This is a genomic window from Atlanticothrix silvestris CENA357 (assembly GCF_016056295.1).
Classification (GTDB): Bacteria; Cyanobacteriota; Cyanobacteriia; order Cyanobacteriales; family Nostocaceae; genus Atlanticothrix; species Atlanticothrix silvestris.
In genome coordinates, this window is sequence record NZ_JAECZB010000084.1 from 1 (window position 1) to 26089 (window position 26089).

The following is a 26089-nucleotide window of genomic DNA, read 5'->3' on the forward strand; positions in this document are numbered from 1 at the left end:
GATCTGAATTAAAGAATAAGTATATAAAATATCGATTTCGATAACGTAACTGTTGGCTAAAATGATACAAGTAGAGGAAAATCTAGATACATAGCTGACAAATTTTCAGATTAAATTTTGTTAAGCACCGAGCATTAACTAAAGCAATATCAAGACTAATGGATAACTTTGGCTTGAGTAAGCCAACAAACAGTGGGTAATTCAAATGGCTAAAAATTAAGTGACACTGACACTTTGTTGGCTCATTTTAATTTCAGTATAAACAATTACAAATTATTTAAACTAAATTTATCGAAGTTAACATGGAACATATCTCACAACTGGCAACAAATATTAGAGATCAAACTGCATCCCCGGATATTTTAGTCATATCCAGTCTTTTCTTACCAAAAGAGGCTGTAATTGGAGAATATCTATATAATCGTTGTCTTCAAGATCCAGAGCGAGTAATTGTTCTGGCTGCTGGTTGTGCAGGTGATAAAGTATTTGACCAAGCTCAACAGTTTCCTGTCTATCGTTGGCCCAACCCTAGATACTGGCTAGGTCGTTTGATAGGAAATTTTTGTACGCCTTTTGTCAATCTGGTGTGGTCATTTGTACTAGCTATCAAACTTTATTTTCGTTATCACTATCGTTATATAGAATGGGGTCACGGCTACGAGTTTCCAGCGTTGTTGCTGTTGAGCTATATCCTACCCATACGCTTTTTTATTTACCTGCATGGTAACGATGTTCTGAGTGCTTCGCAAAATCCCTTGTGGCGATCGCTATTTCAATTAACGCTGACACGAGCCGAAGGAATTGTTTGTAACAGTTCTGGTACACAAGATTATCTCAGACATACTTTCCGCCTCCGAACTCCTACCCATATTATTCATCCTGTAGTCAGACCGGAAAAATTTGGCGTGGTAACGAGTCAAAGCGGTTTAGATGATTTGCGCTTGAGCCTGCGTCAAGCCTACAACATTCCGCAAACAGCTGTAGTTATTCTTTCGGTAGGACGCTTGGTAAAACATAAAAACTTTGATCGCGTCATTGAGAATTTACCATTACTGCTAACTATTGGGGTGGATGTTCACTATATAATTTGTGGTCAAGGTTCATCGGAATCTGAACTCAAGTCTCTGGCTCATCGTTTGCGGGTAGACAAGCGAGTCCATTTTGCTGGATATGTAAGCGATCGCGAATTAGCAGGTTACTATGCAGCCTGTGATATATTTGCCATGCTGACTATATTAAACACCAAGGCCAGGAATGTAGAAGGCTTTGGTATGGTCTACTTAGAAGCAAGTTACTTTGGTAAGCCTGTGATTGCCTCTGGTCTAGGCTCAATTATAGATATAGTTCGCCACGAAGAGAACGGCATCTTAGTGAATCCCAACTCTGGCTATGAAGTTTTTCAAGCTTTCAAAAAACTATGCAAAGATCAGCAATTGCGTGAACAACTAGGTCGCAAAGGCAAAGAACTAGCCAAGCGCAAAACCTTACATCGTTCAGTGTACAAACCTGAATTTTTCCCTAACAGTTTGTCAATTCTGCCGGGAAGTCAACAATGAAAATATGGGTGCATCCAATTTCGGCAAATAGCCCTGCGCTAAGGCGCACGCTGCGCGAACAGACTTCAATAAATACCCAATTTTTTCCTTCTCTTTCTTCTCTCTGCGTCCTCTGCGCCTTGGCGGTTCGTTAAAAAATTGACTTGGATAACAGAGTTTTAGCTTTAACTGAACCGTATTGCCATCGATTACTACCACTCGTAATCCATTCAAAAATGCTCCTAATGTTTCATCCGTTGCCATTGGTTTTACTAGCTGATGAAATAATTGGCTCATCACCCTAGCTCCTAATCTTTGTCGAGCTTGTGTAATTGCTGATTTACAGGGTACTCGCCAATATTTCCCAACTTTTACCCATGCCACAGAAAGACCATCAACTAAGTTTTTGAGTACATCTCGCATCGAATCTCGTGACCACAGACTCATTGCTATCACCAGTCCAACTACCAAATGTGCTGGTAAAGAACGATTTCTTTCTTCATTGGCTTTGGTGGTTGCGAGTGCTTGAACTATAGCAGTTGCAGGTATTGCTATCTCTATTGCTTTCAGCAACTCCTGGCTTTGTATTATTGGCGACAACAGCGAGAAATCTTTGAGATGCACTACAGTTTACTTTCAGTGTTGATTACAACCCTTAATTTACACAACTTTGAGCCTTAACTGAACCGTATTGGTTTATAGCCTGCGAAGGCAGGCTTCGTATTTGTAGCCCCAGGCTTATAGCCTGTGGGCATTTTAAAAACTGGGATGCACCCTAGGCGGACTTTGTTTGTGTAGTCGCGATTTCCAATCGCCTGGTGTTTATCAATGGCTTCTGTTAATTTCTATTTCGTTCAACTTCGATAATCTCTGTATATTCAAAATCATTAGGGCTTTGCCTAACCAAAGGATATCTTTCTTTCCTTAATTCAATATAATCCTGCTCGCAATCTGGTTTTGAAGAATAATAGGTAAGCACATATTCTTTACCAATTCTATCTGTCATTTCCGCTTCGACTTCACCGCGCCACTGAGTCTTAGTGACTAACACAATTAACTGATTCGCTAATTTCGGAATTGTTTGAGCAATGTGTCGCCGTGAAATTTCATCCAGACTACCAAAGGGCGAATCCATCACAATAGGGAAGGTGCTACTATCGGGAATCATCATCATTTTTCGCTTTTCACTCCATTCCCGTACTCTATCAATAATGCTGGCAATAAATGACAAGCTCAAAATTTGATTTTCTCCGGTGGACGCTGCAACTGGCGCTTCGATACCTGCGGTGTTTTCTACTAACGTCAACTCATATTTGTCACTAATTTTTGGAATATAAGGTGCAAAGGAAATTTCAGCGAATATCTCCTGCACTCGTTTTTCTAGTTGCAGACGAAACTGTTTTTCTTGACGATTTTTGACTTCTGTTAACCTTTCAATTGCATCTTGGGTGGCGTTGATGCGTCGTTGTGCTAACATTTGCTTTTCTTCATTCAATTTCTGTTTAGCAACTTGTTTACCCAAAGCAGCAATTTGTGTTTTTAAGTGAGCAATTTGCTGCTGATTTGCACCCTGTTCTCTATTTAAAGCATCAATTTGAGTTTCAATCTCATCTAGGCGTTTTTGTAAACTGCTAATTTCTTCATTGGGATCTTTGCGTAATCGTTCTTGAATGCTATCTAGTTCAGTTTCAATTTGAGATATTGTTTGCCTCAATTGTTCAATTCTAGCTTGTTCTCGATCAACTTCTTGCCAAAATGCTTTTGCTTGCTTATCAATATCATCTACTTGAGCGCTCATCCGAATTGCGGTTTCTTCTACTGTCGATGAACCTGCTCTATTTAGCCAAACTTGTACATTAGCATGGGAATGACTGCCTACATTTAAATCTGTACCACAAATACAGCGTTGAGTTTTCAACAATTCATTGACAAATTCCCGCGAAATCCCTGAAGTTAATTCACCTCGTTGTTTTAATTCATCAACAATTAAGCGGAACTGATTTGTAGTTTCTGCTAACAGTACTGTATAACCTCGTGCAGAAATAACTTTTTTCAGCGCTTCTCTGGTTTTCTTTAGTTCTTCCCTGCTGGCTTCTTTTTGTGATTCTAAATTATGTCGTCTTTCTTGTAATTCTTGTGCCGCACTGAGTTCTCGCAAGCGGTTACTTGTCTCTTTTTTAAAAGTTTGTTGATATTCTAGTTCTTGTTTAATTTCTGTTTGCCGTTTAGTAATACTTTCAATTTCTCTTTCTAACTTTTCTTGTTGACGCAACAACTGTTTAGTTTCTGCGTTTCCTATAGCTGTCAACTCGTTTTCTAAACTTTTTTTGGCTCCTCTTAAGTGGGTAATTGAACGTTCGATTACTTCTACGCCTAAAAAAATCTTTGTAGCTTCGGCAATTTCTGCTTTTTTATCAGAACGGACAATTTCTTCAATTCGCTCACCGTCAAAGAAAAAATATTGATGTAAACTAGCGGGTAAAATTTGATTAATGATATCTTCTGAGGGCTGAGTTGGTAAATTCCATTTACCGTCGTCACCGCTTACCCACATGGTTAACTGCGTTTTTCCTGCTTCCAGTTCATTGGCATTTTTGTAAACTCGACAAGAACGTTTAACTCGGTAGCGATTTACTTCATGTTCCCAACCAATTTCTACCCAACATTCTACAGCTTGTCCTCTTTGGGTTTCTGCGATCGCTCGTTTATTTACTAACTGTTCTGTCGATGCGAAAGCGGCGCTAAATTTTTCGTATAATACCCAAGTGAATGCATTCAACAGACTGGTTTTACCAGCACCATTATTACCATGAATAATGGTTGTATTATGGGTATCTCCCCCTGCTAGGAGCATCTCTGGCGTTGTACCATAAAAAGAGCGAAAATTGCACAACTTAATTGAAGTTAGCTTCATCGTACAGCTTCCTTCACAATATCTAAAATATCATCATTAATATGACCTTTGCTTTTTCTGTCTAACCTGCTTTTTTCTAGTTTCCATACTCGCTCAATGATTTGTTGTACTTCCGGCGGAGCGCTGTTAATTGGCTCCTGTACATCATCTATATTTAGTTCTTCTGGCATTTCAATTTTTAAATAGTTTTTTTCTATTTTAACTGTCTGTAATGCTGCATTTACATCAGTAAAGCCACTATTAGCCTGAACTTTACTTGCGTTACGCGGGTTAGTTGTCAGTGGTCAGTTGTTATTCTTCTTGCTTCCCCTGCTCCTCTGCTCCCCTGCTTTCCTTGTGGATGGTCTTAAAAACATCTTCAAAGAAAAGCTCTCTGGGGAGAACCTGCGTGCGGGGGTTCCCCCCCGTTGAGCAAAGTTCGGGGGAGACCCCTTGGCACTAGCCTCTCCCAAAGGAAGAAGACCGCACTGGCTCGACTTTTCGCTTTACTACTAACCACTAACAAAACTCTACCCACAAGGAGATAGTATTTTTATTGAAATTTTTAAGAAATTAATAGCAGTCTTTGTGTTATATTAAAATTAATATAATGGGAATATACATGTTATTTTAAATTTGAATAATATCCGATTATTAAAAACTTTATAAAAACTATCTTTTCATAAAAGCTGACCTTAATCTCAAATATCAAAAAAGTTTACAAAAAGCTTTAATTTTAACATGTATAACCACAGATGCATCTGCTGTTACTTCTTAAATATCTAATAATCCATAACGCTTTTGTAAAGCTAGTAACTTCATTCTTGCTTCACCAGCATTATCAGCTAAATCAGCGAACTCGACAAAACGACGCAATTCTTTTTTTAATAAATTGCGCTCGACTTCTATAGTTTCTCTATCTAAGTCTGGCGGCAAAACAATCATATCAAAGATGGTGGCACGTTCTTTATTAAGATGAGGACGCAAAACTCGTCCTCGCCGCTGAATGAATTGGCGAGGATTGCCAGAACTAGATAATATCACAGCAGTTTGAATGGCTGGGATATCAACTCCCTCATCTAAACAGCGAATTGCCACCAAACCTTGTAATCCACCGCTTTCAAATTGAAGACGTAAGTTTTCACGTTCGTCTAAAGAAGTATGGGCGGTGTAGGTGCTGACTCTATATCCCAATTCCACCCCCAAAATTTTGGCAACGGCTTTAAGTTGACGCAAGGATGAACGTTGTCCTGCTTCTTGTGAACCATCGCTGCAATAAAAAAGCGTATGAGTGGTTTCGCGGCGAGTTGCCATTAAATCTCGTAAAGCGTTTAATTTATTTTCTGCTGCACCAATTAATCTGGCTCTTTGCATCAATAATGGCTTTAAATCTTCATGATCTTCAAAGTTTCTTGCTTCTCCATATTCCCGTTCTCGATATAATAGCGATCGCCCGATCTTTTTCGTTAGTTTTAAATAAGCAATGCTCTCAGCTTCGGTTAATTCCACCAAAATTGGATAATACAGATAATGCACCAAAGCACCTTGAGAGATAGCATCCCTCAAAGTAAACTCTGGTTGCAAAACTGAACCAAAATAATCAAATAGTGATTGAGTGCCATCATCATCAAAATATCTTTCTGGGGTAGCAGATAAAGCTAACCGCAACCCTACCCGACGCGGTAAACTTTCTTCTAATTTGGGTGCGCCTAAATTATGCGCTTCATCGCCAATAATTAAAGTCTTCGGGGGAAAATATTTGAGTTGGGATTGAAAACCATCTCCAATTAATGTGGAATTGGTGGTAATCACAGTGACAAATTGCTGAGAACCAGAACGCAGATTATAAAGTTGCGTAGAAAGTTGACTTTGCCAAGTGCGTAAATTTTCAAAGGCTAAGATAGGCTGCAAATTAAATTTTTCACATTCTCGTGCCCATTGGGTGACAAGATGACGGTAGGGACACACCACCAACAAGACTTGTAAGTTAATCTGTTGGTAAAGTTCACAAGCGATCGCTAATGCTGTAATAGTTTTACCACTACCAGTAGCCATTTTCAGCGTGCCTCTGCCATTATTGCTAAACCAATTGGTAATAGCTTGTCGCTGATATTGCCGTAATTGCAGAGATGCAGGAAGTCTTGGACATCCTGGTAATGGTTGTTGAGTATGGTAACTACCCTTACTTTCTTTGGCAAATGGTAATTTAAGCCGGAAAGAGGGCAGTAGTTGCTGCACTGGATTTCGTGTCAGGTACATATTTTATATGGGGCATGGGGCATGGGGCATGAGGCATGAGGCATGGGGCATTGGCTATTTCCCTCTATTCCCTGTTAACTGTTAACTGTTAACTGTTTTTCAGTTGTAATCACGCCAAACGCCTATAAGAGAACCTTGTACCTGGACTTGCACAGCTGATACTTCAATTGGATTGTACTTACGATTAGCAGGTTTTAGAGTAACGCGATCGCCGTTTCGATAAAAACGCTTTAATGTAGTGCCATATCCATCAACTCTAGCAGCAACAATGGTGCCATTTTTTAGATGATCTGGTTCTGGTACTGGTAACAGAAATACTACATCTCCATCAGCAATTAAATCTTCAATCATGCTATCGCCAGTTACCCGCAAAGCATAAGTTTTAGCAGGTAATGTGAGATTAGAAAAATCTAAATGATCTACAGCATCAGTAAACGGTTCTATTAAACCACCAGCGGCGATTGTGCCCAAAATCGGGATACCTTGCTTAGTAGGATGCAAAATCCGAATAGTTCGCGCCTTACCTTCAGTCCATTCAATATATCCTTTGGTGCGTAAATGTTCTAAACGACTTTGAATTGGTGCTGGTGATTTTAAGTTCATCGCCTGCATCATTTGGCGAATAGAAGGCGAATGTTGGTGCATTTTAATGTATTCTGCCAGCCATTCATAAAGTTCTTGTTGAGCTTGTGTTAGACTTTCCATAAATTTGTTGGGAGGTAAATATAAATGTCTATAGAACATTAGTACTACAAAAAAACTCCCATAACAAGATAAAAGTAAAAATATTAAAGGTAAAAGAAAGAGTATCAGCTTCTCTTTTACCTTATTGAAGTTTTAATCTGTGCCTAAAATGCTGACAAGTAAAGCTTTTTGGGCGTGTAAACGATTTTCTGCTTGTTCCCAAACTCGTGAGCGAGAACCTTCGATAACTGCCTCAGTAATTTCTTCACCGCGATGAGCTGGTAAACAGTGTAAAACAATTGCTTCAGGATCAGCAAGAGTTAATAACTGCTCAGAAATTTGGTAAGGTTGAAAAATCGGTAAGCGATCATCTGCTTCTGTTTCTTGCCCCATACTTGCCCAAACATCGGTGTAAAGTACGTTAGATCCTTTGGCTGCTAATTCTGGGTCATGAGTTAGGAGAACTTCAGTTTTATTGCCTGCGATCGCTCGTGCTTGTTCTACAATCCCAGAATCAGGCTCATATCCATTAGGCGTAGCAATTCTAACATTCATCCCTACCAAAGCACAGCCCAGCATGAGGGAATTAGCTACATTATTACCATCACCCACGTAAGTTAAAGTTAAGCCAGCAAGATTACCAAAGCATTCTTGAACTGTCAATAAATCAGCTAAGATTTGACAGGGATGTTCCAAATCAGTTAGCGCATTAATTACAGGAATCTTGGCATAATGAGCAAAACTTTCCAATTCCTGCTGTGCAAAAGTGCGAATTGCCAAAATGTCTAAATATCGTTCCAGCACCCGCGCTGTATCCTGCACAGGTTCTCCGCGACTAACTTGAGTGACATTAGGATTAAGATCAATTACCTGTCCACCCAGTTGATACATCGCTACAGTAAAACTTACTCGTGTGCGAGTGGAAGCTTTAGAGAACAACAAACCCAATACCTTATTACACCGCAACTTTAGCTGTTTTGATTTGAGTTGAGTTGCCAATTGTAGGACTTCTTGAAGTTCTGTTGGACTGAGGTCAGCCAAACCTAATAAATCTCGTCCGATCAATGCTGCCATGCTTGTGATCTGTAAAAAACAATTATATATTTCTTTTCCTTTCAAAGAAATATATGCTACAATCATAAATTGTTGGTTAAGGACGTATAGCTCAGTTGGTTAGAGCGCTACGTTGACATCGTAGAGGTCACTGGTTCGAATCCAGTTACGTCCATTTTTTTTGTTGTACAGTGACTAATTATTTGTCGTCGATGACAGATTAATGTCGTCAGAGGAGACAAATTGTTGTCATCAAGCGAATTAAATGGCTGTTAGCTTCATGTTTCTGTGCTTTATGGCGTTGGTGAGATAAAAATTGTTTTTGTCGGTGCTGGCGGTTTAGGAGATTGTAATTTTTACCCAGCAATTGATGGATACTTTGGTAAACCAGAACTTTGTCTGCGATCGCATCCACTACAGCAACGGTGGCGAGTTTTTCTAATCCCAAGCTTACTCCTACCAAAATATGAGATTGACCTTGATAAATGGGAAACTTGGGTAAACTTTCCAGCCATCGGTCACATAAAAATAGCTTTTCCACTGTTCAACAATTTCCCATAATGGCTCAAAGGTTTCAGCACTATGGTCTCCTAAAACCCAGGCTAAAATGCCTTAACGGGGAACAGGGACTGTCTGTGACGGGGGATTTAAGCCCTCTCAAGGGTAGGTATTTTGTATTTGGTCATTTTTTGGCTAATTCAGCCGATACTTAAATCCTGAAACGACCAAACCACGTTAAACAATTGAAAATTTCCTCAACTATTTTTGAGATTCTGAAAACCCTACCCTTGAAAGGCTCCCCTGCTCCCCTGCCCCTCTGCCCCTTATGAACGGTCTCTCCCCTCTCCCCAAACATTGAAATGACCATTACATTACTTATAGTTGCTCTACTAGCCTTTTACGTCGCTTGGAATCTCGGAGCTAACGACGTTGCCAATGCGATGGGAACCTCTGTAGGTTCCAAAGCGATCACTCTGAGACAGGCAATTATTATTGCCGGAATATTAGAGTTTACGGGTGCTGTACTGTTTGGACGTGAGGTAACAGAAACGTTAGCGACGGAAGTTATTAACCCTACTTTATTTGCGGCTACGCCCCAAATATTAGTTACTGGAATGTTTACAGTGCTACTGTCGTGTGGCATTTGGCTGCAAATTGCTACCTCACGAGGTTTGCCAGTATCTTCTTCTCATGCGGTTGTCGGTGCGATCGCAGGATTTAGTTGGGTAGCTTTGGGAGTTGGTGCGATTGATTGGTCGTCAATTAAATCGATTACCATTGGCTGGATTTTAACGCCGATTATCAGTGGGGCTATTGCCGCTTTGTTCTATAGTCAAATCAAGCGTTGGATTTTGGATCAACCTAATCAATTAGTACAGTTACGAGAGTGGATTCCCTGGTTGAGTGCGGTTCTATTGGGGGTGTTTGGCGTGATCGTTCTGCCTTTGCTGACTCAACCACTAACCAATTTTTTTCAGGAGCAAACTGAGTTAAACATACCTGCTCACGATATTCCTTTGTTAACAGGTGCAGCCGCAGCGGTTGGGCTGACCTTGATCAGTTGGCGACAGTTGGATGATGTGGAAAGTGGAGAAATTTCAAATTCCCCACTCCCCAATTCAGTTGAGCGCTTATTTGCTCGGTTTCAAGTGCTGAGTGCTTGCTTTGTAGCTTTCGCTCATGGTTCTAATGATGTAGGAAATGCGATCGCTCCTTTAGCTGCGATCGTCTATATTAATCGTACTGGTAGCGTACCTACGAATGGTTTCAACATCCCCTTATGGATTTTAATCCTTGGTGGCGCTGGCATTGTTACTGGTTTAGCAATTTGGGGTAAAAAAGTCATTGCGACTATTGGTGAAAACATCATTTTTTTGCAACCTAGTAGTGGATTTTGCGCTGAACTGGCAACTGCCGCCACTATCCTTATTGCTTCCCGCTTAGGTTTACCTGTTTCTACCTCTCATGCTCTCGTCGGTGGTGTAGTTGGCATTGGACTAGTGCAAAATATCAATTCGATTAAATTCCAAACTCTACAAGGTATTGCAGCTGCATGGCTAATTACAGTTCCCGTAAGTGCAGTTCTGGGCGCTACCATCTTTAGCATCGCCCAGATGTTCTAACTTTGATATCAATTCTGTATGCATCCTAATTAATATGTTTTTGATGTTCCCTCTTTACTGCATCCGTTATCCGTAAAAAACGAACTTCGACAACACTGCAACCAAAGTGTATTTTTGCAGGATGGCTGTTAATTCACTAAAATGTTGTATAAAGGCTATTAATATTTGGAATTTCTGCGGCTGGCTAGCTTGTTCCTGATTAGAGATGTAAACTCTCACACAAGTTACATTCTCCACAAATTTACATATAGCTTTAACAACTTTGACTATTGTGTAGTAGCAATGCATGTATTTGTATGTCTTTGACAATTACTATTGCTACCAAAATAATAAGTATTTATATTGGGTTAAGATGTTTTCTCCTCGGAAAATCTAACTTGAGACGATGTTTGAAATCAGACTGATGGAATATTGCTCTGTAATGCTGAAGGGAACACAGTATAGTAAGCTGTAAAGCAAAAAATATATACTTTGCCAACCTTGTATTAGCCATGACAGAATTACGTTGATATGCGTAAGTCCTGTTAAGACTTTTAGTTTATTTGACAAAATACAGGAAATTATGACCAGCGCCAAGAAAGTTTACGGGAAGCAGCTTTATCGTCAATGTATTAGAGGTTAGAAACTAATGGGACGATTTGAGAAGCGACCAGACACCCCGCGAGTCAGAGGCGACCTATCCAGATCCGCAGAAACGGCTTTATGGGCTGTTGTGGAAGATTTGGAACATCTCCAGCAGAATGTACTGCGATCGTTGCAAGAAGACATTAAGAAACTTCAGACGGAAAAAAGTCGTTTATCTGAGGATATTCAACAGCTAATAGATGAAAAAGAACACTTGTTACAGGTACGGCAAATTACCGAACAGCAAGTGTTAATCCGTCAGTTAGCAGAAGCCTTGGCGAAACACATATCTTCGCAATTGCAATCATCACTGACGGCTTTAGCTAGTCAAGCCAAAGAAAGAGACTCCAACGAACGATCTGTACTAAAGTCTGCCGAAACTCCTTTTAACTACGTAGAAGAGAACAATAAGAATGTAGAAAAACTACTTGGCACTTTAGATGATAATCTCACGATCGCCTTTAACTCATTGCAACAAGAAGTAAAAAACTATCAAAGTAGTTTTTCTCAACAGTTGTCCCGGATGCACGGACAACAGCAGGAAGGAGAAGCGATTTTAGAGGAGTTAATTAGTCAGCTGCGTAAGCAACTAACTAAAACAATCACAGAACCTCCCGAAGTTGCTCCTCTTGAAGAGACACGCCAGTTCGCACAACGGGGGGAACCCCCCGAAGTTCGCTTGGAGGGAAACCCTCCTGACGACTTCTCTTTGCAAGCGACTGGCTCTCCAAGACTGAACTTATCTGCTGAACCAGTAGTACAAACAACACCGCCTACTGTATTGCAACCTCAAGTAACACAAGTATCACCATCTACTGTGTTACAACCTACCGAACAACAACCAGACAGTCCGCAAAAAACGTCTACTGAGTCTAAGTTAAAAGAGGAAAGGAGGAGCTTTAACGAGTCAACTTCTGTGATCCCCAAGGATTTAGCAGAAATTGGTAGCGAGTCTCCATCTGCTACACCACCACAGTTGTCAGAAATAACGCTTTCCTCTACCAAGGGAAATGACGCTGAGCCAACTTCTGTGATCCCCAAGAATTTAGCCGAAAAAAATAGCGAATCTTCACCTGCTACACCACCGCAGTTGTCAAAAAGAACTCTTTCTTCATTAAAAGAAAGTGCTACCAAAATTACTCCGGATTTGTCCCAGAGTAGCATCGAATCGTCACTCACCAGAGAAAAGGTTAATGAGCCAATTTCTTTGACTTCTAAAGATTTATCTGAGAAAGGTAATAAATCTCTAACATCCAAGAAAAACAATACAGAGCCGATTTCTGTCCTCAACAGAGATTTATCTCAAAGCAATACTAACTCTGCACCAGCACCCAAACAGAAAGCAACACCCTCATCACCAAAGTCGCGTAGCTCCTCAGCATTATCACCAATCCAAATAGGTTTCTTGTTAGTTGTGTTGTCAACGGTGGTGTCATCGCTTTACAACGTCGCTATCAAAGATATGTTCCATAGGGGGTATGAAATTGCTGGAGTTGTAGAGGAGCGCTTAATATCGGCGACTTTGGGTAATATTATGTTGATTTTAACGCTCAGGTTGCTAGTAGTTGTACCCCTGATGGTGCTTCTAGCGCCCATGATGTATCCACAAGTATGGCAAGACTTGCAAAACCTGGTGCGATCAACTCGTGGTAATCCTGGTTCTGGTAATGGCAGAAACCAGAGAATTTTCCAGTTATCGATCGCCAGTGGATGCTTTTTGTTTTTGTCTCAGGTGCTAATTTACTTTGCTCTTGGTCAAGTCGCGGCTGGAATGGCGATCGCGCTTTTCTTTGTCTATCCACTTGTTAGTGCAGTTCTCTCGTGGTTATTGTTCCGCGATCGCCCTGGTATGTTCCGCGCTGCGGCAATTGGCTCTATTTTTTGTGGTGAATTACTGATTTTAGCGGGTGCTGTAAACACTGGTATAGCTGATATTTCTTTGGGAAGTATCACCGCTATCTTTGCAGGGGTGGCTTTTGCTTGCTACGTAATTTTGACACGAATATGTGCTGCTAAATTACATCCTGTGTCTTTTACTTTAATTAACTTCGCCACCATGCTTGCGTTAAGTTTCATCTTTTTGATGCTACCTTTACCAAGTGATTGGAGCCTAGTAGTTGACCCATCTAAATTGTTAGAAATTGTTTTAAGTGCCTTTATTCTGGGAGTACTGACTCTCTTGAGCTATGTATTCAATCACATTGGCATTGGCAAATTAGGTGCATCACGGGCAGCGATTATCGGTACAGGTGTCCCCATTTTAACCGTAATCTTTGCAGGCTTGATGATTCAAGAAACCTTAGAATTTATGCAAATTTTGGGAGTGTTGTTCGTAACTTTTGGAGCAGCAGCTTTTAGCTTTGAAAAAATGCGAAATCAGGTTAAGTTACCTAGTTCAGAAAGTTGAATGATCCATAGAAACAAGTGCAAAAGTATAGCCTTATTTCTTAAGGTTATACTTTTAACTTTTAGATTTTTATTCCATCTCGTCAAATAGGAAATAGGTATAAGGTGTACTGAATTTTTTCAAATATCAAATAGATTTCCATAAAGTGTTATTTACAATACAGAATTAAAATTAGTCTTATCTATTCATTCCATAATCTCTATTTTTAAAATAGCTTTCTTAATTCATCCTACCGATGGTGAAGGATAATTTGCTTTTTACTTCCTGGTATCTTGGGAAATATCAGTAAACCTTAATATTTGATTGTGTCTAAATTATTTAAATGCTACGCAAAAAAGCTTAAAAATCCATGACTTTATGCAAAATTGATAAAAACAACGCCAAAATGGAATATCATACTATAAAACCTCTAAACAGATAAAAGGTGTTCTGAAATTGGAATTATCTGCCTTATTTACAACCTCTGATTGTCCCTCTAATCCACTACCTTATCTGCTCATAAATCGCCGCCAGATGTAAGCAGCATAAGGATTTAAAGCCACTAATGAGCTTAATAGTGTGACTTTGATCAGCAGGTAACTTCTTCCTATATATAGTTTTCAAACATCTTTGGGAAGTGTGTACAACCAATATTCTCCAGAGCTTGGCTTGGTACAGAAGATATTCATCATCCTCAAAGAGAAATGCTTCCCATAAAACCTAACTCCTGGTTTTCACAGGCAAATATCCTCGATACAAGTACGTAGCCAGAACATTTTTTTAATTGTTGCTCGTAAAGGGTGAGGAAAACCCGGATATCACAAGAAGTCTATGTAATTTACTAATAAGAAGCAAAAAGTTTGCTGGTCATTTGCAAAGCTACCCTTCGGGGAAGTAGAAAATCATTTTGTGATTTCTTAGTCAAATGCAAAGCAAATTTAGAGCTATACTGCTTCTGGCTACGCGCCATAAAATACGGAGGTGAACGGTTCTAATTAACAGCCATTTCATAGTTAAAACATAATCAGCTGTCTGGAGTGCAAAAATTGCCTCCATTCGGGTGTATACTACGTATTTTCGTGTGACTAATAATTGTGTAAACTTGCTATTCAACTATCTGTAATATGAGTAACGACATAGATCTGATCAAACAACTTGGCCCCAGTGCGATGGATCAGATTATGCTTTATCTGGCTTTCAGTGCCATGCGGACAAGTGGGCACAGGCATGGGGCATTCTTGGATGCAGCCGCAACGGCAGCTAAGTGTGCAATTTACATGACCTATCTAGAGCAGGGGCAAAACCTCCGGATGACGGGGCATTTGCACCACCTAGAACCAAAACGAGTCAAAATTATCGTTGAGGAAGTCAGACAAGCCCTGACAGAAGGCAAATTATTAAAAATGCTGGGTTCTCAAGAACCCCGATATCTAATTCAATTGCCTTATGTTTGGATGGAAAAATATCCTTGGCAACCAGGGCGGTCGCGTGTTCCAGGCACAAGTTTGACTGGCGAAGAAAAAAAACAAATTGAGCAAAAATTACCCAGCAATTTGCCTGATGCTCAGTTAGTCAGTTCCTTTGAATTTTTAGAGTTAATTGAATTTTTGCACAAGCGATCGCAAGAGGTTTTGCCACCTGAGCATCAAATGCCCTTAAGTGAAGCCTTAGCAGAGCATATCAAGCGCCGTCTTCTATATTCAGGTACAGTAACGCGAATTGATTCTCCTTGGGGAATGCCTTTCTACGCTCTAACTCGTCCTTTTTATGCCCCAGCAGACGATCAAGAACGTACCTACATTATGGTAGAAGATACTGCCCGGTATTTCCGAATGATGAAAGATTGGGCAGAACGGCGAGCAAATACTATGCGAGGCGTGGAAGAGTTAGATATTCCACTAGAAAAATGGGATCAGGCTATGGAAGAATTGGATGAAATCATTCGTGCTTGGGCAGATAGATATCACCAAAGTGGCGGTATTCCCATGATTTTACAGATGGTTTTTGGTAGAAAAGAAGACTAACAATTTAACAGTTAGTAAATTGCTCGTGATTTTGTTCTTTGAAATCCTTATCCCAGGTAAACCACGATTTAGAATCCAGCAGATGGTGAGTTTAACACCAATCTTCAACAGTAGCGACGGGCAGTCTTTTGCTGCACAAACAGGAGGTTCAGCCTATAGCAGCATTTGTCCGTTGCCAGACACTGGTTACAACTTGCACTTTATGCAAGTTAGTTTATATCACAAAAGGCAGGAGGTAAAAATATTACTGTTCCTGAAATTTACACTCTTAAAATGTCCTATATATATTTTTACCGTATAGCAGTTGCCACTTAGCTTAGGACATAAACTAATCATAAAACCTTTACACTAAGAGGCCTTCAAGCCTGTTACATGTCCCCTGCTATATTATTGCATAGGGAGAAATAAGCTACGTGTAACTTCGCCAAAGCTCTTTGGTCATAGTTTTTCTACGCGATCGCTGACCGTGTAAAATCTCCCACAGCAACAGAAAAAGAGTTGCTAGATTAGCTTTTAGCGCTTCATTTATAGTGATTATTATTTAACTTGGTATTAAACTAAACTAGTCTCAAAGAACGGAGAGGGAGGGATTCGAACCCTCGTTGAAGTTTCCCCCAAACAGACTTTCCAGGTCTGCGCCTTAAACCACTCGGCCACCTCTCCAGGTGTCACAATTTACGATTGTACTATGAAATCACAGAAAGTGCAAAGATAAAAGTAGACATTTTAGATTAAATCTGAAAGTCGAAGTCTCAAACCCCAAATCAAGATGTCCCGAATATATACAATTAAAGTTCGCGATCGCGCCACTGGCGAAGAATACACCCTGCAAGTACCAGAAGACCGCTACATTCTGCATACTGCCGAAAGACAAGGGGTGGAATTGCCTTTTTCTTGCCGTAATGGAGCTTGCACTACTTGTGCTGTGAGAGTATTGTCAGGAGATATTTACCAACCAGAGGCGATCGGATTGTCGCCGGAGTTGCGTAGGCAAGGTTATGCCTTGTTGTGTGTGAGTTACGCCCGTTCGGACTTGGAGGTAGAAACACAAGATGAAGATGAAGTTTACGAACTCCAATTTGGGCGTTATTTTGCTAGGGGGAGAGTTAAGGCGGGTTTACCGTTAGATGAAGATTAAGATTTTGTTCATGCAGAAGAGGAAATAACTACTTTGGGGGTGCGTCTTTGCGTTTTGATACGAAAAATTGCCATTTTAGCTTGCTTGCTACTACTCATAAGTTGTCAAGCCAAAAGTCAGCTTGAAAACAATCAAGCTCAAGTGAAAGTAGCGCGGGTAGTTAGTGGCCAAAGTCTGGAAGTTCTAGGTATGGCAGAACAACCAAATCTCATATCTCAAGTGCGGTTAATTGGTGTTGATACACCAGATTTGCGACAGCGTCCTTGGGGAGATGGAGCAAAGGAACTCTTAGAAAAGTTGGTTGGCGATCTCGAAAAACCTGTAACGTTGGAGTTTGACATCGAAGCCAAAGACAAAATTGGCCGGACTTTGGCTTATGTGTGGAAAGATCAGCAGTTATTGAATGAACAGGTACTCAAACAAGGGTATGGGTTATTCGTTGGGCGATCGCCTAATCACAAATACGACCAACGTTTAGAACGTGCCCAACAATGGGCTAGACTCATGGGAAAAGGAATTTGGAACTCAGAACAACCCATGCGTCTCACTCCAGCAGAATTTCGCCGACTGAATCGTTAAGCAGTGCTGAGTTAGTTGTTAGTTATAGGTTGTTTTCATTAAGTATTGACTTATGTCCACTAACCACTAACCACTGACTATTGACAACTGACCACTGACCACTGACAACTAACTCATGACTCAACTACAAACTTTTTTAGATATTGCTACGGAAGCAGCATTAGCTGCCGGTGCAGTGTTGCAAGGTTATCTGGGTAAATTAGAAGATGCGATTACTGAAAAAGGCCGCCCTGGTGATTTAGTTACAGCTGCGGATAAAGCCTCAGAAGTGGTGATTTTGGAAATTTTAAATCGCCACTTTCCCCAGCACTCAATCCTTGCTGAAGAATCGGGAAAACTAGGAAACCAAGATAATGAATATCTCTGGGCAATTGATCCTCTAGATGGGACAACCAACTACGCCCACCAGTACCCGGCTTTTGCTGTTTCCATTGGATTGTTAATTAATGGCGTTCCACAAGTTGGCGTAATTTATGATCCTTTTCATAATGAATTATTCCGGGCTGGGGCTGGCTTAGGAGCAACGCGAAATCGCCACCCCATCAAAGTTTCAGAAACCACTGAATTGAGTAAAAGTCTTCTGGTAAGTGGATTTGCTTACGATCGCCGTGAAACATCTGACAATAACTATGCAGAATTTTGCCACCTTACCCATCTTACCCAAGGAGTCAGACGTAGCGGTTCAGCATCGTTGGATTTGGCCTATGTTGCTTGCGGGCGCGTCGATGGGTATTGGGAACGAGGGCTTTCTCCTTGGGATATTGCCGCTGGGATAATTTTGTTACAAGAAGCTGGGGGTAAAGTTACTGCTTATGACACCACTCCTTTAAAAATAGCAACAGGTAGAATTCTCGCTACTAATGGTTATCTGCACGACAGCCTCAGTCATGAACTGCAACAAGTACCCCCACTGTCAGCGTGGAAATAAGGGAATTTCTAGAATACAAAGTTATTGAGATTATTCATCGCCTGGGGTGTTACATTATCGAACTCAATGAAGTTTCTGAAGACGGCATTACCAATTGCACCATCGCGGTCAATTTGCAGGATAGTACTATTAGCTGTGCTACCTTGTACTAATTGTACATAGCCATCGGCTATAGCATCACTGCCGTTATAGCCACCAGACACGAGGCTATCAAGCAATTGTGTCATCACAATTTTGTCCTAACGTAATTACTTGCTCATTGCTAAAAATATTTGATGTCGATGTCTGCATCTCCTAGCGGTGACATACATACCAGCTTTATTAACCTAATTGCCCGATTCCTAGGAAATTTCTCAAGTGCGATCGCTTTACTCACTCAACAGCCATAAACTAGCTAGCAATTAATATATTGGTACTCAAGTATTTAAGTTAAATTAATGACATTCAGAGAATTTACTAGTCTTGATAAATGTAATAAAAATTATTCTTACTTTATAAACAAGGCAGTTATTGCTTGTATCTTCTCAATATGTACTAAATAATACAATTTCTCTAAATCTGACGATACCTCAATCTCCGTATTCTGATCTACGGAACTCAACATACGCAAATTGTTCTTCCTGAGTACCAAAGATTTGCTACTGCCGGATTATTAATTGGGCAAACTAAACTAGAACAAATTTAACGGCTCTTTTGGTGCAAAACTGCTATATGTCTTTAAGAATAGATCGTGGATTGTTTAAATATGATTTCATAGACCATCACGCAATTTTGTGTGTTCCTGTTGATGCAGACGTGAAAGAGATACGTAAACGTTATTTGCAAATTGCTCGTCGTTTACATCCTGATAGCAGTGCTATGACCACCGCTACGGAAAAACAGCTTGCTAGCGAATTGTTATCAAAGTTGGTTAACCCAGCTTACGAAACACTTACTGGAGAACGCACTCGCACAGAATATATTATAATTTTGTCTCAAATGGGCAAGCGCCTGGTACAGGAATCTGCTTCGGTGGAACTAAATAGTGACTTGTCGAGACAGTTGGCTGCGGCTCCAAATATTGATCTTCTTTATAAAACTGCGATCGCTAAAATTGCTGCAACCCAATATGATTCCTTGCAACAATCAATCCAAGTCATTGCTCAAATCAGCGAGTTAAATTTAGTGTACCTAATGCGGAGTGCTGGCAAAGTTTCCACAACGCCGCCATCTGCTAAACCCACAGTTAATTCAGGTACGCCAAAGTCAAACACAGCACCTCCACCACCAGCGCCAGTCAAAGAAGATTCTGCGGCTGAACAATATATCCGTCGCGCTCAAAGCTTGATTGACAAAAACCAATTTGCCCAAGCCAAGGTAGAGTTACAGGATGCTCTGAAGCTAGAACCTAAGAATAGCCAATGTCACAGCTTGATCGCATTGGTATATTTGAAGCAAAATCAACTGAAGATGGCAAAAATTCACTTTGATAATGCTCTCAAATTAGATCCCAACGACCAAGCAGCGTTGACATGGAAACCTAAAATAGAAAAGGCGTTGGGGCAACAATCTAGTAGCTCTAAGGTGACTTCACCTCCTCAAACTGGAACTAAACAACCAGATAAGCCAGGAGGTGGGAGTTTGTTTGGTGGTTTGTTTGGTGGGAAGAAAAAATAATGGTGTATCAACCAGCAGCGGGAGCCAGAGATTTATTACCTTTAGATGTCGCTCAAAAACGCTGGATTGAAGACAGGTTACAGCAGGTGTTTCACCGTTGGGGATATCACAGGATTATCACCTCGACGTTGGAGCGCATGGATACCCTGATGGCGGGAGAAGCAATTCAGCGCCAGATGGTGATTCAACTGCAAAATGGCCAAGATGAAGAATTAGGATTGCGTCCAGAGTTAACAGCCTCTATTGCTCGTGCCGTTGTCACGCGCATGGCAGGGGTAACTTATCCGCAACGGTTGTACTACAATGCCAACGTATTCCGCCGCACTTGGGAAAACAGGCACAATCGCCAGCAAGAGTTTTACCAAGCTGGGGTTGAGTTGTTGGGTGTAGGCGGATTGTTGGCAAATGCAGAAGTGCTGTTGTTAGCCGCAAATTGTTTGGCTGCACTCGGTTTGCAAGATTGGCATTTAATTTTAGGTGAAGCGGGAATCACCCGATCGCTTTTGGATGCCTTTCCTGCTGATTTACAGTCTAAGGTACGGAGTGCGATCGCTAATCTTGACCGCATTACTATAGATACCTTGCCTTTGAGTGATCAACTGCGCGAACGTGCCAGAATTATGCTGGATCTACGCGGAACGAGTGCAGACGTATTACAAAAAGTTAGCACTTTAAACTTAGATGCAGAGCAACAAGAAGCACTAAATAACCTTAAATCACTGGTAGAGTTACTAGAATCTGGGGGAAAAATACCCATAATTTTGGATCTCAGCTTGATCCAAACCATAGACTACTACACTGGCATTGTTTTTGAAGTAGTTAGTAATGCTGGGTCGCAAGCACGGGTTTTGGGACGGGGTGGTCGCTACGACCAACTTTTGGGGCTATATCATCCCCAAGGAGAAAATATTCCCGGCATTGGTTTTGTACTTAATATTGAAGACTTATACCAAGTTCTTTTACCAACTCAGCAATTGCCACAGGCAACCCCAGTCAGTAACTGGCTAGTTGTACCAGAGGCAGCAAGTGCTGAGGCTGCTGCTTTTACTTACGCCCAAAAACTGCGTGAGTCTACTCATTTAGTGCGGGTGGAAATAGATTTAGGTGGCAGAGATGCACAAGCCATTCGGCAATACGCACGCGATCGCGGTATTGCTCAAATTGCTTGGATCAAAGCCGATGGTTCACCAACGATTGAAGCATTGCGTTAAGCATGGAGCATGAGTAAGAAGGGCAAAGGGAAATGGGTAAGGGGGAAAAGGGTTTATTTCTTCATCCTTTACCCTTTAACCCCTTCGGGGTGACGCTCCTGCGTCGCTAACGCTGCGCTAACGCCAGCGCGGTCTTGGGGGTTTCCCCCAAGACCGCGCTGGCTCACCTTTTCCCCTCTTGTTGCTCCCCTGCTTCCCTGCTCCCTGCCTCCCCGTACTCCTGCTAGGCTAGAAACAGCTGATTCAGAAGAGAGGGAATCGATAAATGCCGCACACGATTGTTACTGATGTTTGCGAAGGTGTTGCTGACTGCGTAGATGCTTGTCCGGTAGCTTGTATCCATGAAGGCCCAGGCAAAAATGTCAAGGGAACCGATTGGTACTGGATTGACTTTGCCACCTGTATTGATTGTGGTATATGTATCCAAGTGTGCCCTGTAGCAGATGCGATCGTCCCAGAAGAACGACCGGATCTGCAAAAAACTCCCTAGGTTAACGTGGGTTCGACGGCTCTAAAAACCCCGCTTCCAAACCTCTCCCCACGGTGGGAGAGGCTTTGGAACCTTGATTTTTTCGTTTAAAACTAGTAGGTTTTCTGCCCTTCTCCGCGTCGGAGAGGGGTTGGAGAGAGGTTGATCGAACTCAGGTTAGGTTAGGCGATCGCCTAACCTGCAACTTTAGTAAGGTACATACTTTGCTAATGCACCTGACCAAACAAGAATTTTGCCTTTTTTTAATCATTCATGGAATACTTTTCTGTGCTTGATTGAGGCTATTACTTGAATCTGTATTTGCTCTAAAGATGGAAAATAAAAAATCTCTTAATGCAAAACGGCTCACAAAGAGGCAGGTTCAAGAACTAATAGAATCTGAGGAAAGATTGCATGAAGAATTTACTGAATTTTTTGAAGAAACTTATAGCACTGGATACAAGAATCAACCTCAAGTCTATGAACTATCAAATGATAGGTTTCTATTTGTCTTTGATCCCAAAGGAATTTCAATCCCTGGCAGAGGTGATATTTATGCCAAAGAATATTTCTTGCGAATGATTCAGTGGACGCAAAACGTTAGAGAAGACTATTCTAACGGTCACGGAAGTTCTGTAGCTCATTGGTTCTATTATTCAAAACATAGAGTACAGCTTGTTAACAAGATTGACGAATTAATTGATGAGCTAGTCAGATGTTTAGACATTTCACACGACCAGCTAGACTTCTCATACAAAAGTTTGGACATTTTATCTAGTAAAGCTGAAGATTATGGTTCTGAAAAAATTCAAGCTGAATTGTATGACAATTTAGTCGCATATGTGGGAGAGGTTATACGACGTAGGGTAAAAGGTCATTGGATTGTTAGAGAAGACTATCCAGGCTGTGAATATCCTATTGTTAGTGTAAATCAGGGTGTGCTAATGCCTGTTAATGTAGTGTGGCAAGAGCTAGGTGGGCTTGAGCCAATGAATTTACGCAAAGAAGCTGCTAATGAAGTACGACGATTTTCACTAAGGTATCGGTAGATGTGCAAAAGATGTGCAAAGTTTTCATATAAGAGTAGGTGTGCTGCATAACAACCCTGGTGCAGCAAATTTGCCGAAGCCGCTTGTGGTGTTGCAAAAATTTCGGCAACCACTGACCAGAAGCTTTCTGCCGCTTCGTTTAGTCGGTTGGGGCATAGTTGACGAGTTATCTGTGGGTAGCTAAGCTCGGTAAGCGTGAAGAGATTTAAAGCTGCTGCTAATTGCTGAACCCGTTACTTTCATCAAGATGTTGCGGAGTCCAACCGCTAAGGGATTGCTCAATTCGCCCATCTTGCCAGATTGCAAGGACTGCTCTACGATTGCTTTCGTTCGAGGAAATCTTAGCGATTCATAGCGTTGAAACGAAGCAATCGGATCAGATTGTTCTTTCAGACATTTGGCAACAACATACGCATCTTCTAAAGCAGTACAGGCTCCTTGTCCCATTGTTGGCAACATTGGGTGAGCAGCATCGCCCAACAGCGTAATATTCTGCTGGCTCCAAGGTTGGTTTGGAGGACGATCGTACAAATCAGTCGTCAGAATATTGGCTTCGTCCGTTGCCGTAATCAACTCAAGAATTGATGGAAACCAGTCTTGATACATCGTCTCAAGTTCCTTTTTACGTCCCATCGCGGCATCAGGTTGGGCTTTGATCGCGGTCGCTGCCGCATACCAATACATTTTGCCTCTGCCTAGCATCATGAAGCCGAAACCTTTGCCACCCCCTAAAAATTCTTGAATATAGCCAGGTCGATATCCGTTCGGAATATAATCTGTCAAACCTCGCCAAGTCTTGAAATTGCGATATGTGGGCGGTTCATTCCCTAAAATTGCGGCTCTTACCTGTGATCGCAGTCCATCAGCACCAATTAACGCATTCCCCTCAACGCTCAGACCGGAAACAAAATAGGCATGAACCTGATTATTTTTGCGCTCAAATCGCTCAAAGGTTTCTCCCAAAATAAATTTTTCACTTGGAACGTTACGCCACAATAGCTGATGCAACTCAGCCCGATGAATCCCGATAACAGGCAACTCAAAGCCATCGATTGCCATGTTCACTAACTCTTTACCCCGTTGAGAATTGAATTGATAATTTGTGGTGAGATAGCCAACTTGCTTCGCTTCTTCCAATAAGCCTAACTTGTTTAGAATGTGGGTCGCGTTTGCCCAAAGTGCAATCCCTGCCCCAACTTCTCGTAATTCTTTAGCTCGTTCATAAACAACAAACTCAAAACCAGCACGACTCAAAGCCAATGCAGTCGCAGCACCGCCAATTCCACCACCGATAATAATTATTCTGTTCATGGCTACACTTTATCGACAGACTTGTCAGTTGATTGATTTTGATCAAACAAGATTCTTTCGATTTTGTCAACTGACTGTTCAGTTGATAAAGAGGTATACTCACTCATAGATTCCTTGGACACTTAAGCACTGTGACACGCCCAAGAAGTAAAAAAGCAGAGAATGTCAAGCCAGTTCGAGACGCTGAAGCGACTCAAGCTGTAATTCTGACAGCAGCAGAGGAAGAGTTTGCCCAACATGGCTTTACAGCGGCTCGAACAGAAGCGATCGCAGCTAAAACAGGTGTTGCAAAGTCGATGATTTACTACTATTTCAAGGATAAGGAAGGTTTGTATCGAGAGGTCTTGAAGCGATCTCACACTGACCTTGTACAAACGCTTCAGAAGTTAGAGTTAGAACATTTGCCTCCTGATATCGCGTTGGAGACATTTTTGAGGGCATTACTCGACTGTGTATCTCGTAATCCGAAACTACCAACCATCATGTTTCACGAAGCTGTGCAAAATCAGGGCATATACTACAAACACAGTGATTCGGTAAGCATTGATGCTGCATTGATCGCGATTCTCGAAAAAGGTGTGAGTGCAGGGGTGTTTCGTCAACTCGACCCGTTTCAGTCCGCAATCAATATCATGGGAACTTGCCTGTTCTATTTCGTTGGTGCGGGCAATATTCAACAGTTTCCGCAAGGCAAGAGACTTTTGAGCAAAGCAATGTTAGAACAGCACACCCAGGAAGCAATTGCGCTAATCTTGGCGGGCGTACAACAATCCTGACAGCAGCAGAACAACCCCATTACAGCGGACATATCGGGTCTTCGCACTTCGTTTCAATTATATCTGTCGCCGCTGAATGGGAACGTTAGGTGGCTTGAACTGCTGATGATGGTACATGAAGCATATCTACCAGGATCTAAGTCCAAAGACGTTTCAGATAGCTGTGAGGCGAACGCTATGATTCTCGCGCCTGTGCGATCGCGCATCAAAGTGGCATTATTACGGACAGATCGTCTAACTTTAATCTTGCCTGTTTTTTTATGTATATGTACTATCTTTGTACGAGTTTTAGATAAAAAAATTATAAAATATTGACAAATTTTCCGTAAATATTGAGAAACTATCTAGTTACTGACCTCAAGTAGCGCTTAAGCTCGTATTCAAAAGGTATGTAGAATCCGCGTACATTAGAAGATGGTATCCAGAATTCATGAAAATACTCAGTGTTTTACCTGGTTCTAAGCTCTTAACTTTTGGTTTGACTACTATAGCAATGAGCCTGATGTCTGCTCAGAGCGCGACAGCTGGAACATTTGATCTTTCTTTTACCAAGTTATCGGGCTTGACTGGTGGTACTCCCCAAGGAACTGCCGTTTACCGTGCTGATTTGTCTAGCATTGGCTTTGATATTAGTTCGATCGCTATTACAGATAGCAATAGCGGCACAGGCGGTTTTTCTGGCGGATTTAGTGGCTTTGATTTAGATGCAATCAAGCTCAGCAATACCTTGATTAATAATGCTGCAAACGTCAATAGTATTGCAGGGTTGAGTGTGTTTGATTTTAGTCCAACTGGAACTATGTTCATGGCAGGAAATCAGCGTTCTCCTGTAGATCCATCTTTATTTGGTACTACTGGTAGCAATATTGACAACTTAGTTGCTACACTGCAAAGTTTTGATGGTAATTCTACAACTGATTCTAGTGCTTCTGGATTTGTCAGCTTAGGTGATGGCGGTAAAATTGGTTTTAATCTCACAAGTACCGTTTCTACAAGTCGTCCGCTATATCTTTACATTGGAGAAGTGGGTGATAATGGTGAGGTGATAGAAGGTCAAATTACTGTTTCAGATGAACCAATTTCGATTCCGGAACCTACTAGCCTGGCTGCTTTATCTTTAATGGGAATCTACTTTACAACTCGCGGCAATAAGAGAAGAAAGATTGCATAATTTCTAACTGAGTTCTCTCTAAATATGATAAAGCAGACATAGGTAAAATACCTATGTTTTTTTGTATAAAATATTGTATTGAAATCAATGTTACATCTTGGACAATTGTTGATGTTGTTTACCAAGATTTACAATGATGAGGTGTTTCGAGTTCCAAGTCATATTCGCAAATATATTCGAGGCGCGTTAGTTTAGAAGAGCCTCTGAAAAATTCATATAG

21 protein-coding genes, 2 tRNA genes and 3 pseudogenes are annotated in these 26089 nt (G+C 41.2%); 15 read left to right on the plus strand and 11 right to left on the minus strand.

Annotated features, from left to right (window positions below):
• The first annotated feature begins 302 nt into the window (after positions 1-302).
• Entirely contained in the window at positions 303-1556 is a 1254-nt protein-coding gene (locus I8751_RS21375; RefSeq protein ID WP_214441120.1) for a glycosyltransferase family 4 protein, read from the plus strand.
• Positions 1557-1732: 176 nt separating this feature from the next.
• Here the strand turns inward: I8751_RS21375 and I8751_RS21380 are convergent.
• From I8751_RS21380 to argF, 6 genes and pseudogenes are all read right to left on the minus strand, one after another.
• A pseudogene (locus I8751_RS21380) lies at positions 1733-2069 on the minus strand (transposase domain-containing protein); the annotation flags it as partial.
• Between the two features lie 304 nt (positions 2070-2373).
• Positions 2374-4449 (minus strand): AAA family ATPase, encoded by a 2076-nt coding sequence (locus tag I8751_RS21385; protein ID WP_214441121.1) that lies wholly within the window; start codon positions 4447-4449, stop codon positions 2374-2376.
• Complete coding sequence (locus tag I8751_RS21390; protein ID WP_214441122.1) at positions 4446-4619, minus strand: hypothetical protein; 174 nt, start codon at positions 4617-4619, stop codon at positions 4446-4448. The genes I8751_RS21385 and I8751_RS21390 overlap by 4 nt, the downstream gene beginning before the upstream one ends.
• Before the next feature lie 583 nt (positions 4620-5202).
• Positions 5203-6687, minus strand: a complete 1485-nt coding sequence (locus I8751_RS21395; RefSeq protein ID WP_214441123.1) for a DNA phosphorothioation system restriction enzyme — start codon at positions 6685-6687, stop codon at positions 5203-5205.
• A 99-nt stretch (positions 6688-6786) separates the two neighbouring features.
• Entirely contained in the window at positions 6787-7392 is a 606-nt protein-coding gene (gene lexA, locus I8751_RS21400; RefSeq protein ID WP_214441124.1) for a transcriptional repressor LexA, read from the minus strand.
• Between the two features lie 132 nt (positions 7393-7524).
• Positions 7525-8445 carry an ornithine carbamoyltransferase gene (gene argF / locus I8751_RS21405; protein ID WP_214441125.1) on the minus strand — a complete coding sequence of 307 codons (921 nt, stop codon included), beginning with the start codon at positions 8443-8445 and terminating at the stop codon, positions 7525-7527.
• Between the two features lie 80 nt (positions 8446-8525).
• On the opposite strand from argF, the gene I8751_RS21410 reads away from it, so the two are divergent.
• A tRNA-Val gene (locus I8751_RS21410) sits at positions 8526-8599 on the plus strand.
• A 108-nt stretch (positions 8600-8707) separates the two neighbouring features.
• On the opposite strand, the pseudogene I8751_RS21415 reads toward I8751_RS21410, so the two are convergent.
• Both I8751_RS21415 and I8751_RS21420 read right to left on the minus strand, forming a co-directional pair.
• Positions 8708-8923, minus strand: a pseudogene (locus I8751_RS21415) (type V CRISPR-associated protein Cas12k); the annotation flags it as partial.
• A pseudogene (locus I8751_RS21420) lies at positions 8914-9036 on the minus strand (IS1 family transposase); the annotation flags it as partial. The pseudogenes I8751_RS21420 and I8751_RS21415, both read right to left, overlap by 10 nt.
• A gap of 248 nt (positions 9037-9284) precedes the next feature.
• On the opposite strand from I8751_RS21420, the gene I8751_RS21425 reads away from it, so the two are divergent.
• The 3 genes from I8751_RS21425 to hetR all read left to right on the plus strand — a co-directional run bounded on the left by I8751_RS21425 (position 9285) and on the right by hetR (position 15581).
• Positions 9285-10547: an inorganic phosphate transporter gene (locus tag I8751_RS21425; RefSeq protein ID WP_214441126.1), complete on the plus strand. Its 1263-nt coding sequence runs from the start codon at positions 9285-9287 to the stop codon at positions 10545-10547.
• Positions 10548-11175: 628 nt separating this feature from the next.
• Positions 11176-13578, plus strand: a complete 2403-nt coding sequence (locus I8751_RS21430) for an EamA family transporter (RefSeq protein WP_214441127.1) — start codon at positions 11176-11178, stop codon at positions 13576-13578.
• Between the two features lie 1103 nt (positions 13579-14681).
• The gene (gene hetR, locus I8751_RS21435; protein WP_214441128.1) at positions 14682-15581 is read left to right on the plus strand and encodes a heterocyst differentiation master regulator HetR; all 900 of its coding nucleotides are present in this window, start codon (positions 14682-14684) and stop codon (positions 15579-15581) included.
• 576 nt (positions 15582-16157) lie between these two features.
• On the opposite strand, the gene I8751_RS21440 is transcribed toward hetR, so the two are convergent.
• Positions 16158-16244 (minus strand) — tRNA-Ser (locus I8751_RS21440).
• Between the two features lie 106 nt (positions 16245-16350).
• Here I8751_RS21440 and I8751_RS21445 point away from each other — a divergent pair.
• The 3 genes from I8751_RS21445 to I8751_RS21455 all read left to right on the plus strand — a co-directional run bounded on the left by I8751_RS21445 (position 16351) and on the right by I8751_RS21455 (position 18226).
• Positions 16351-16719 carry a 2Fe-2S iron-sulfur cluster-binding protein gene (locus tag I8751_RS21445; protein ID WP_214441129.1) on the plus strand — a complete coding sequence of 123 codons (369 nt, stop codon included), beginning with the start codon at positions 16351-16353 and terminating at the stop codon, positions 16717-16719.
• Positions 16720-16743: 24 nt separating this feature from the next.
• Positions 16744-17298, plus strand: a complete 555-nt coding sequence (locus tag I8751_RS21450; protein WP_318780354.1) for a thermonuclease family protein — start codon at positions 16744-16746, stop codon at positions 17296-17298.
• A gap of 115 nt (positions 17299-17413) precedes the next feature.
• On the plus strand, positions 17414-18226 hold the full coding sequence (locus I8751_RS21455; protein ID WP_214441131.1) for an inositol monophosphatase family protein: 813 nt from the start codon (positions 17414-17416) through the stop codon (positions 18224-18226).
• A gap of 8 nt (positions 18227-18234) precedes the next feature.
• Here the strand turns inward: I8751_RS21455 and I8751_RS21460 are convergent, their stop codons facing one another.
• Positions 18235-18453, minus strand: coding sequence for a type I secretion C-terminal target domain-containing protein (locus I8751_RS21460; protein WP_214441132.1), 219 nt, complete (start codon positions 18451-18453; stop codon positions 18235-18237).
• Between the two features lie 484 nt (positions 18454-18937).
• On the opposite strand from I8751_RS21460, the gene I8751_RS21465 reads away from it, so the two are divergent.
• From I8751_RS21465 to I8751_RS21485, 5 genes are all read left to right on the plus strand, one after another.
• Entirely contained in the window at positions 18938-19882 is a 945-nt protein-coding gene (locus I8751_RS21465) for a J domain-containing protein (protein ID WP_214441133.1), read from the plus strand.
• A complete protein-coding gene (locus tag I8751_RS21470; protein ID WP_214441134.1) occupies positions 19882-21093 on the plus strand; it encodes an ATP phosphoribosyltransferase regulatory subunit in 1212 nt (403 codons plus the stop codon). The genes I8751_RS21465 and I8751_RS21470 overlap by 1 nt, the downstream gene beginning before the upstream one ends.
• A gap of 265 nt (positions 21094-21358) precedes the next feature.
• Entirely contained in the window at positions 21359-21583 is a 225-nt protein-coding gene (locus I8751_RS21475; RefSeq protein WP_066380485.1) for an indolepyruvate ferredoxin oxidoreductase subunit alpha, read from the plus strand.
• A gap of 311 nt (positions 21584-21894) precedes the next feature.
• Positions 21895-22611 carry a hypothetical protein gene (locus I8751_RS21480; protein WP_214441135.1) on the plus strand — a complete coding sequence of 239 codons (717 nt, stop codon included), beginning with the start codon at positions 21895-21897 and terminating at the stop codon, positions 22609-22611.
• A 40-nt stretch (positions 22612-22651) separates the two neighbouring features.
• Entirely contained in the window at positions 22652-22795 is a 144-nt protein-coding gene (locus I8751_RS21485; RefSeq protein WP_214441136.1) for a hypothetical protein, read from the plus strand.
• On the opposite strand, the gene I8751_RS21490 is transcribed toward I8751_RS21485, so the two are convergent.
• A complete protein-coding gene (locus tag I8751_RS21490; RefSeq protein ID WP_214441137.1) occupies positions 22792-23922 on the minus strand; it encodes an FAD-dependent monooxygenase in 1131 nt (376 codons plus the stop codon). The genes I8751_RS21485 and I8751_RS21490 overlap by 4 nt on opposite strands.
• A 131-nt stretch (positions 23923-24053) precedes the next feature.
• Here I8751_RS21490 and I8751_RS21495 point away from each other — a divergent pair, with 131 nt between their 5' ends.
• Both I8751_RS21495 and I8751_RS21500 read left to right on the plus strand, forming a co-directional pair.
• Positions 24054-24698, plus strand: a complete 645-nt coding sequence (locus tag I8751_RS21495; protein ID WP_214441138.1) for a TetR/AcrR family transcriptional regulator — start codon at positions 24054-24056, stop codon at positions 24696-24698.
• A gap of 502 nt (positions 24699-25200) precedes the next feature.
• Positions 25201-25869, plus strand: a complete 669-nt coding sequence (locus I8751_RS21500) for a PEP-CTERM sorting domain-containing protein (protein WP_225894314.1) — start codon at positions 25201-25203, stop codon at positions 25867-25869.
• Positions 25870-26089 lie beyond the last annotated feature (220 nt).

Bases quoted from the DNA above. Each gene is read 5' to 3' on its own strand.
- I8751_RS21390 (WP_214441122.1), bottom strand. From the start codon at position 4,619: ATGCCAGAAGAACTAAATATAGATGATGTACAGGAGCCAATTAACAGC.
- I8751_RS21430 (WP_214441127.1), top strand. From the start codon at position 11,176: ATGGGACGATTTGAGAAGCGACCAGACACCCCGCGAGTCAGAGGCGAC.
- I8751_RS21395 (WP_214441123.1), bottom strand. From the start codon at position 6,687: ATGTACCTGACACGAAATCCAGTGCAGCAACTACTGCCCTCTTTCCGG.
- I8751_RS21480 (WP_214441135.1), top strand. From the start codon at position 21,895: ATGGAAAATAAAAAATCTCTTAATGCAAAACGGCTCACAAAGAGGCAG.
- I8751_RS21375 (WP_214441120.1), top strand. From the start codon at position 303: ATGGAACATATCTCACAACTGGCAACAAATATTAGAGATCAAACTGCA.
- I8751_RS21445 (WP_214441129.1), top strand. From the start codon at position 16,351: ATGTCCCGAATATATACAATTAAAGTTCGCGATCGCGCCACTGGCGAA.
- I8751_RS21385 (WP_214441121.1), bottom strand. From the start codon at position 4,449: ATGAAGCTAACTTCAATTAAGTTGTGCAATTTTCGCTCTTTTTATGGT.
- lexA (WP_214441124.1), bottom strand. From the start codon at position 7,392: ATGGAAAGTCTAACACAAGCTCAACAAGAACTTTATGAATGGCTGGCA.
- I8751_RS21470 (WP_214441134.1), top strand. From the start codon at position 19,882: ATGGTGTATCAACCAGCAGCGGGAGCCAGAGATTTATTACCTTTAGAT.
- hetR (WP_214441128.1), top strand. From the start codon at position 14,682: ATGAGTAACGACATAGATCTGATCAAACAACTTGGCCCCAGTGCGATG.
- I8751_RS21425 (WP_214441126.1), top strand. From the start codon at position 9,285: ATGACCATTACATTACTTATAGTTGCTCTACTAGCCTTTTACGTCGCT.
- I8751_RS21475 (WP_066380485.1), top strand. From the start codon at position 21,359: ATGCCGCACACGATTGTTACTGATGTTTGCGAAGGTGTTGCTGACTGC.
- I8751_RS21455 (WP_214441131.1), top strand. From the start codon at position 17,414: ATGACTCAACTACAAACTTTTTTAGATATTGCTACGGAAGCAGCATTA.
- I8751_RS21500 (WP_225894314.1), top strand. From the start codon at position 25,201: ATGTCTGCTCAGAGCGCGACAGCTGGAACATTTGATCTTTCTTTTACC.
- argF (WP_214441125.1), bottom strand. From the start codon at position 8,445: ATGGCAGCATTGATCGGACGAGATTTATTAGGTTTGGCTGACCTCAGT.
- I8751_RS21465 (WP_214441133.1), top strand. From the start codon at position 18,938: ATGTCTTTAAGAATAGATCGTGGATTGTTTAAATATGATTTCATAGAC.
- I8751_RS21490 (WP_214441137.1), bottom strand. From the start codon at position 23,922: ATGAACAGAATAATTATTATCGGTGGTGGAATTGGCGGTGCTGCGACT.
- I8751_RS21460 (WP_214441132.1), bottom strand. From the start codon at position 18,453: ATGACACAATTGCTTGATAGCCTCGTGTCTGGTGGCTATAACGGCAGT.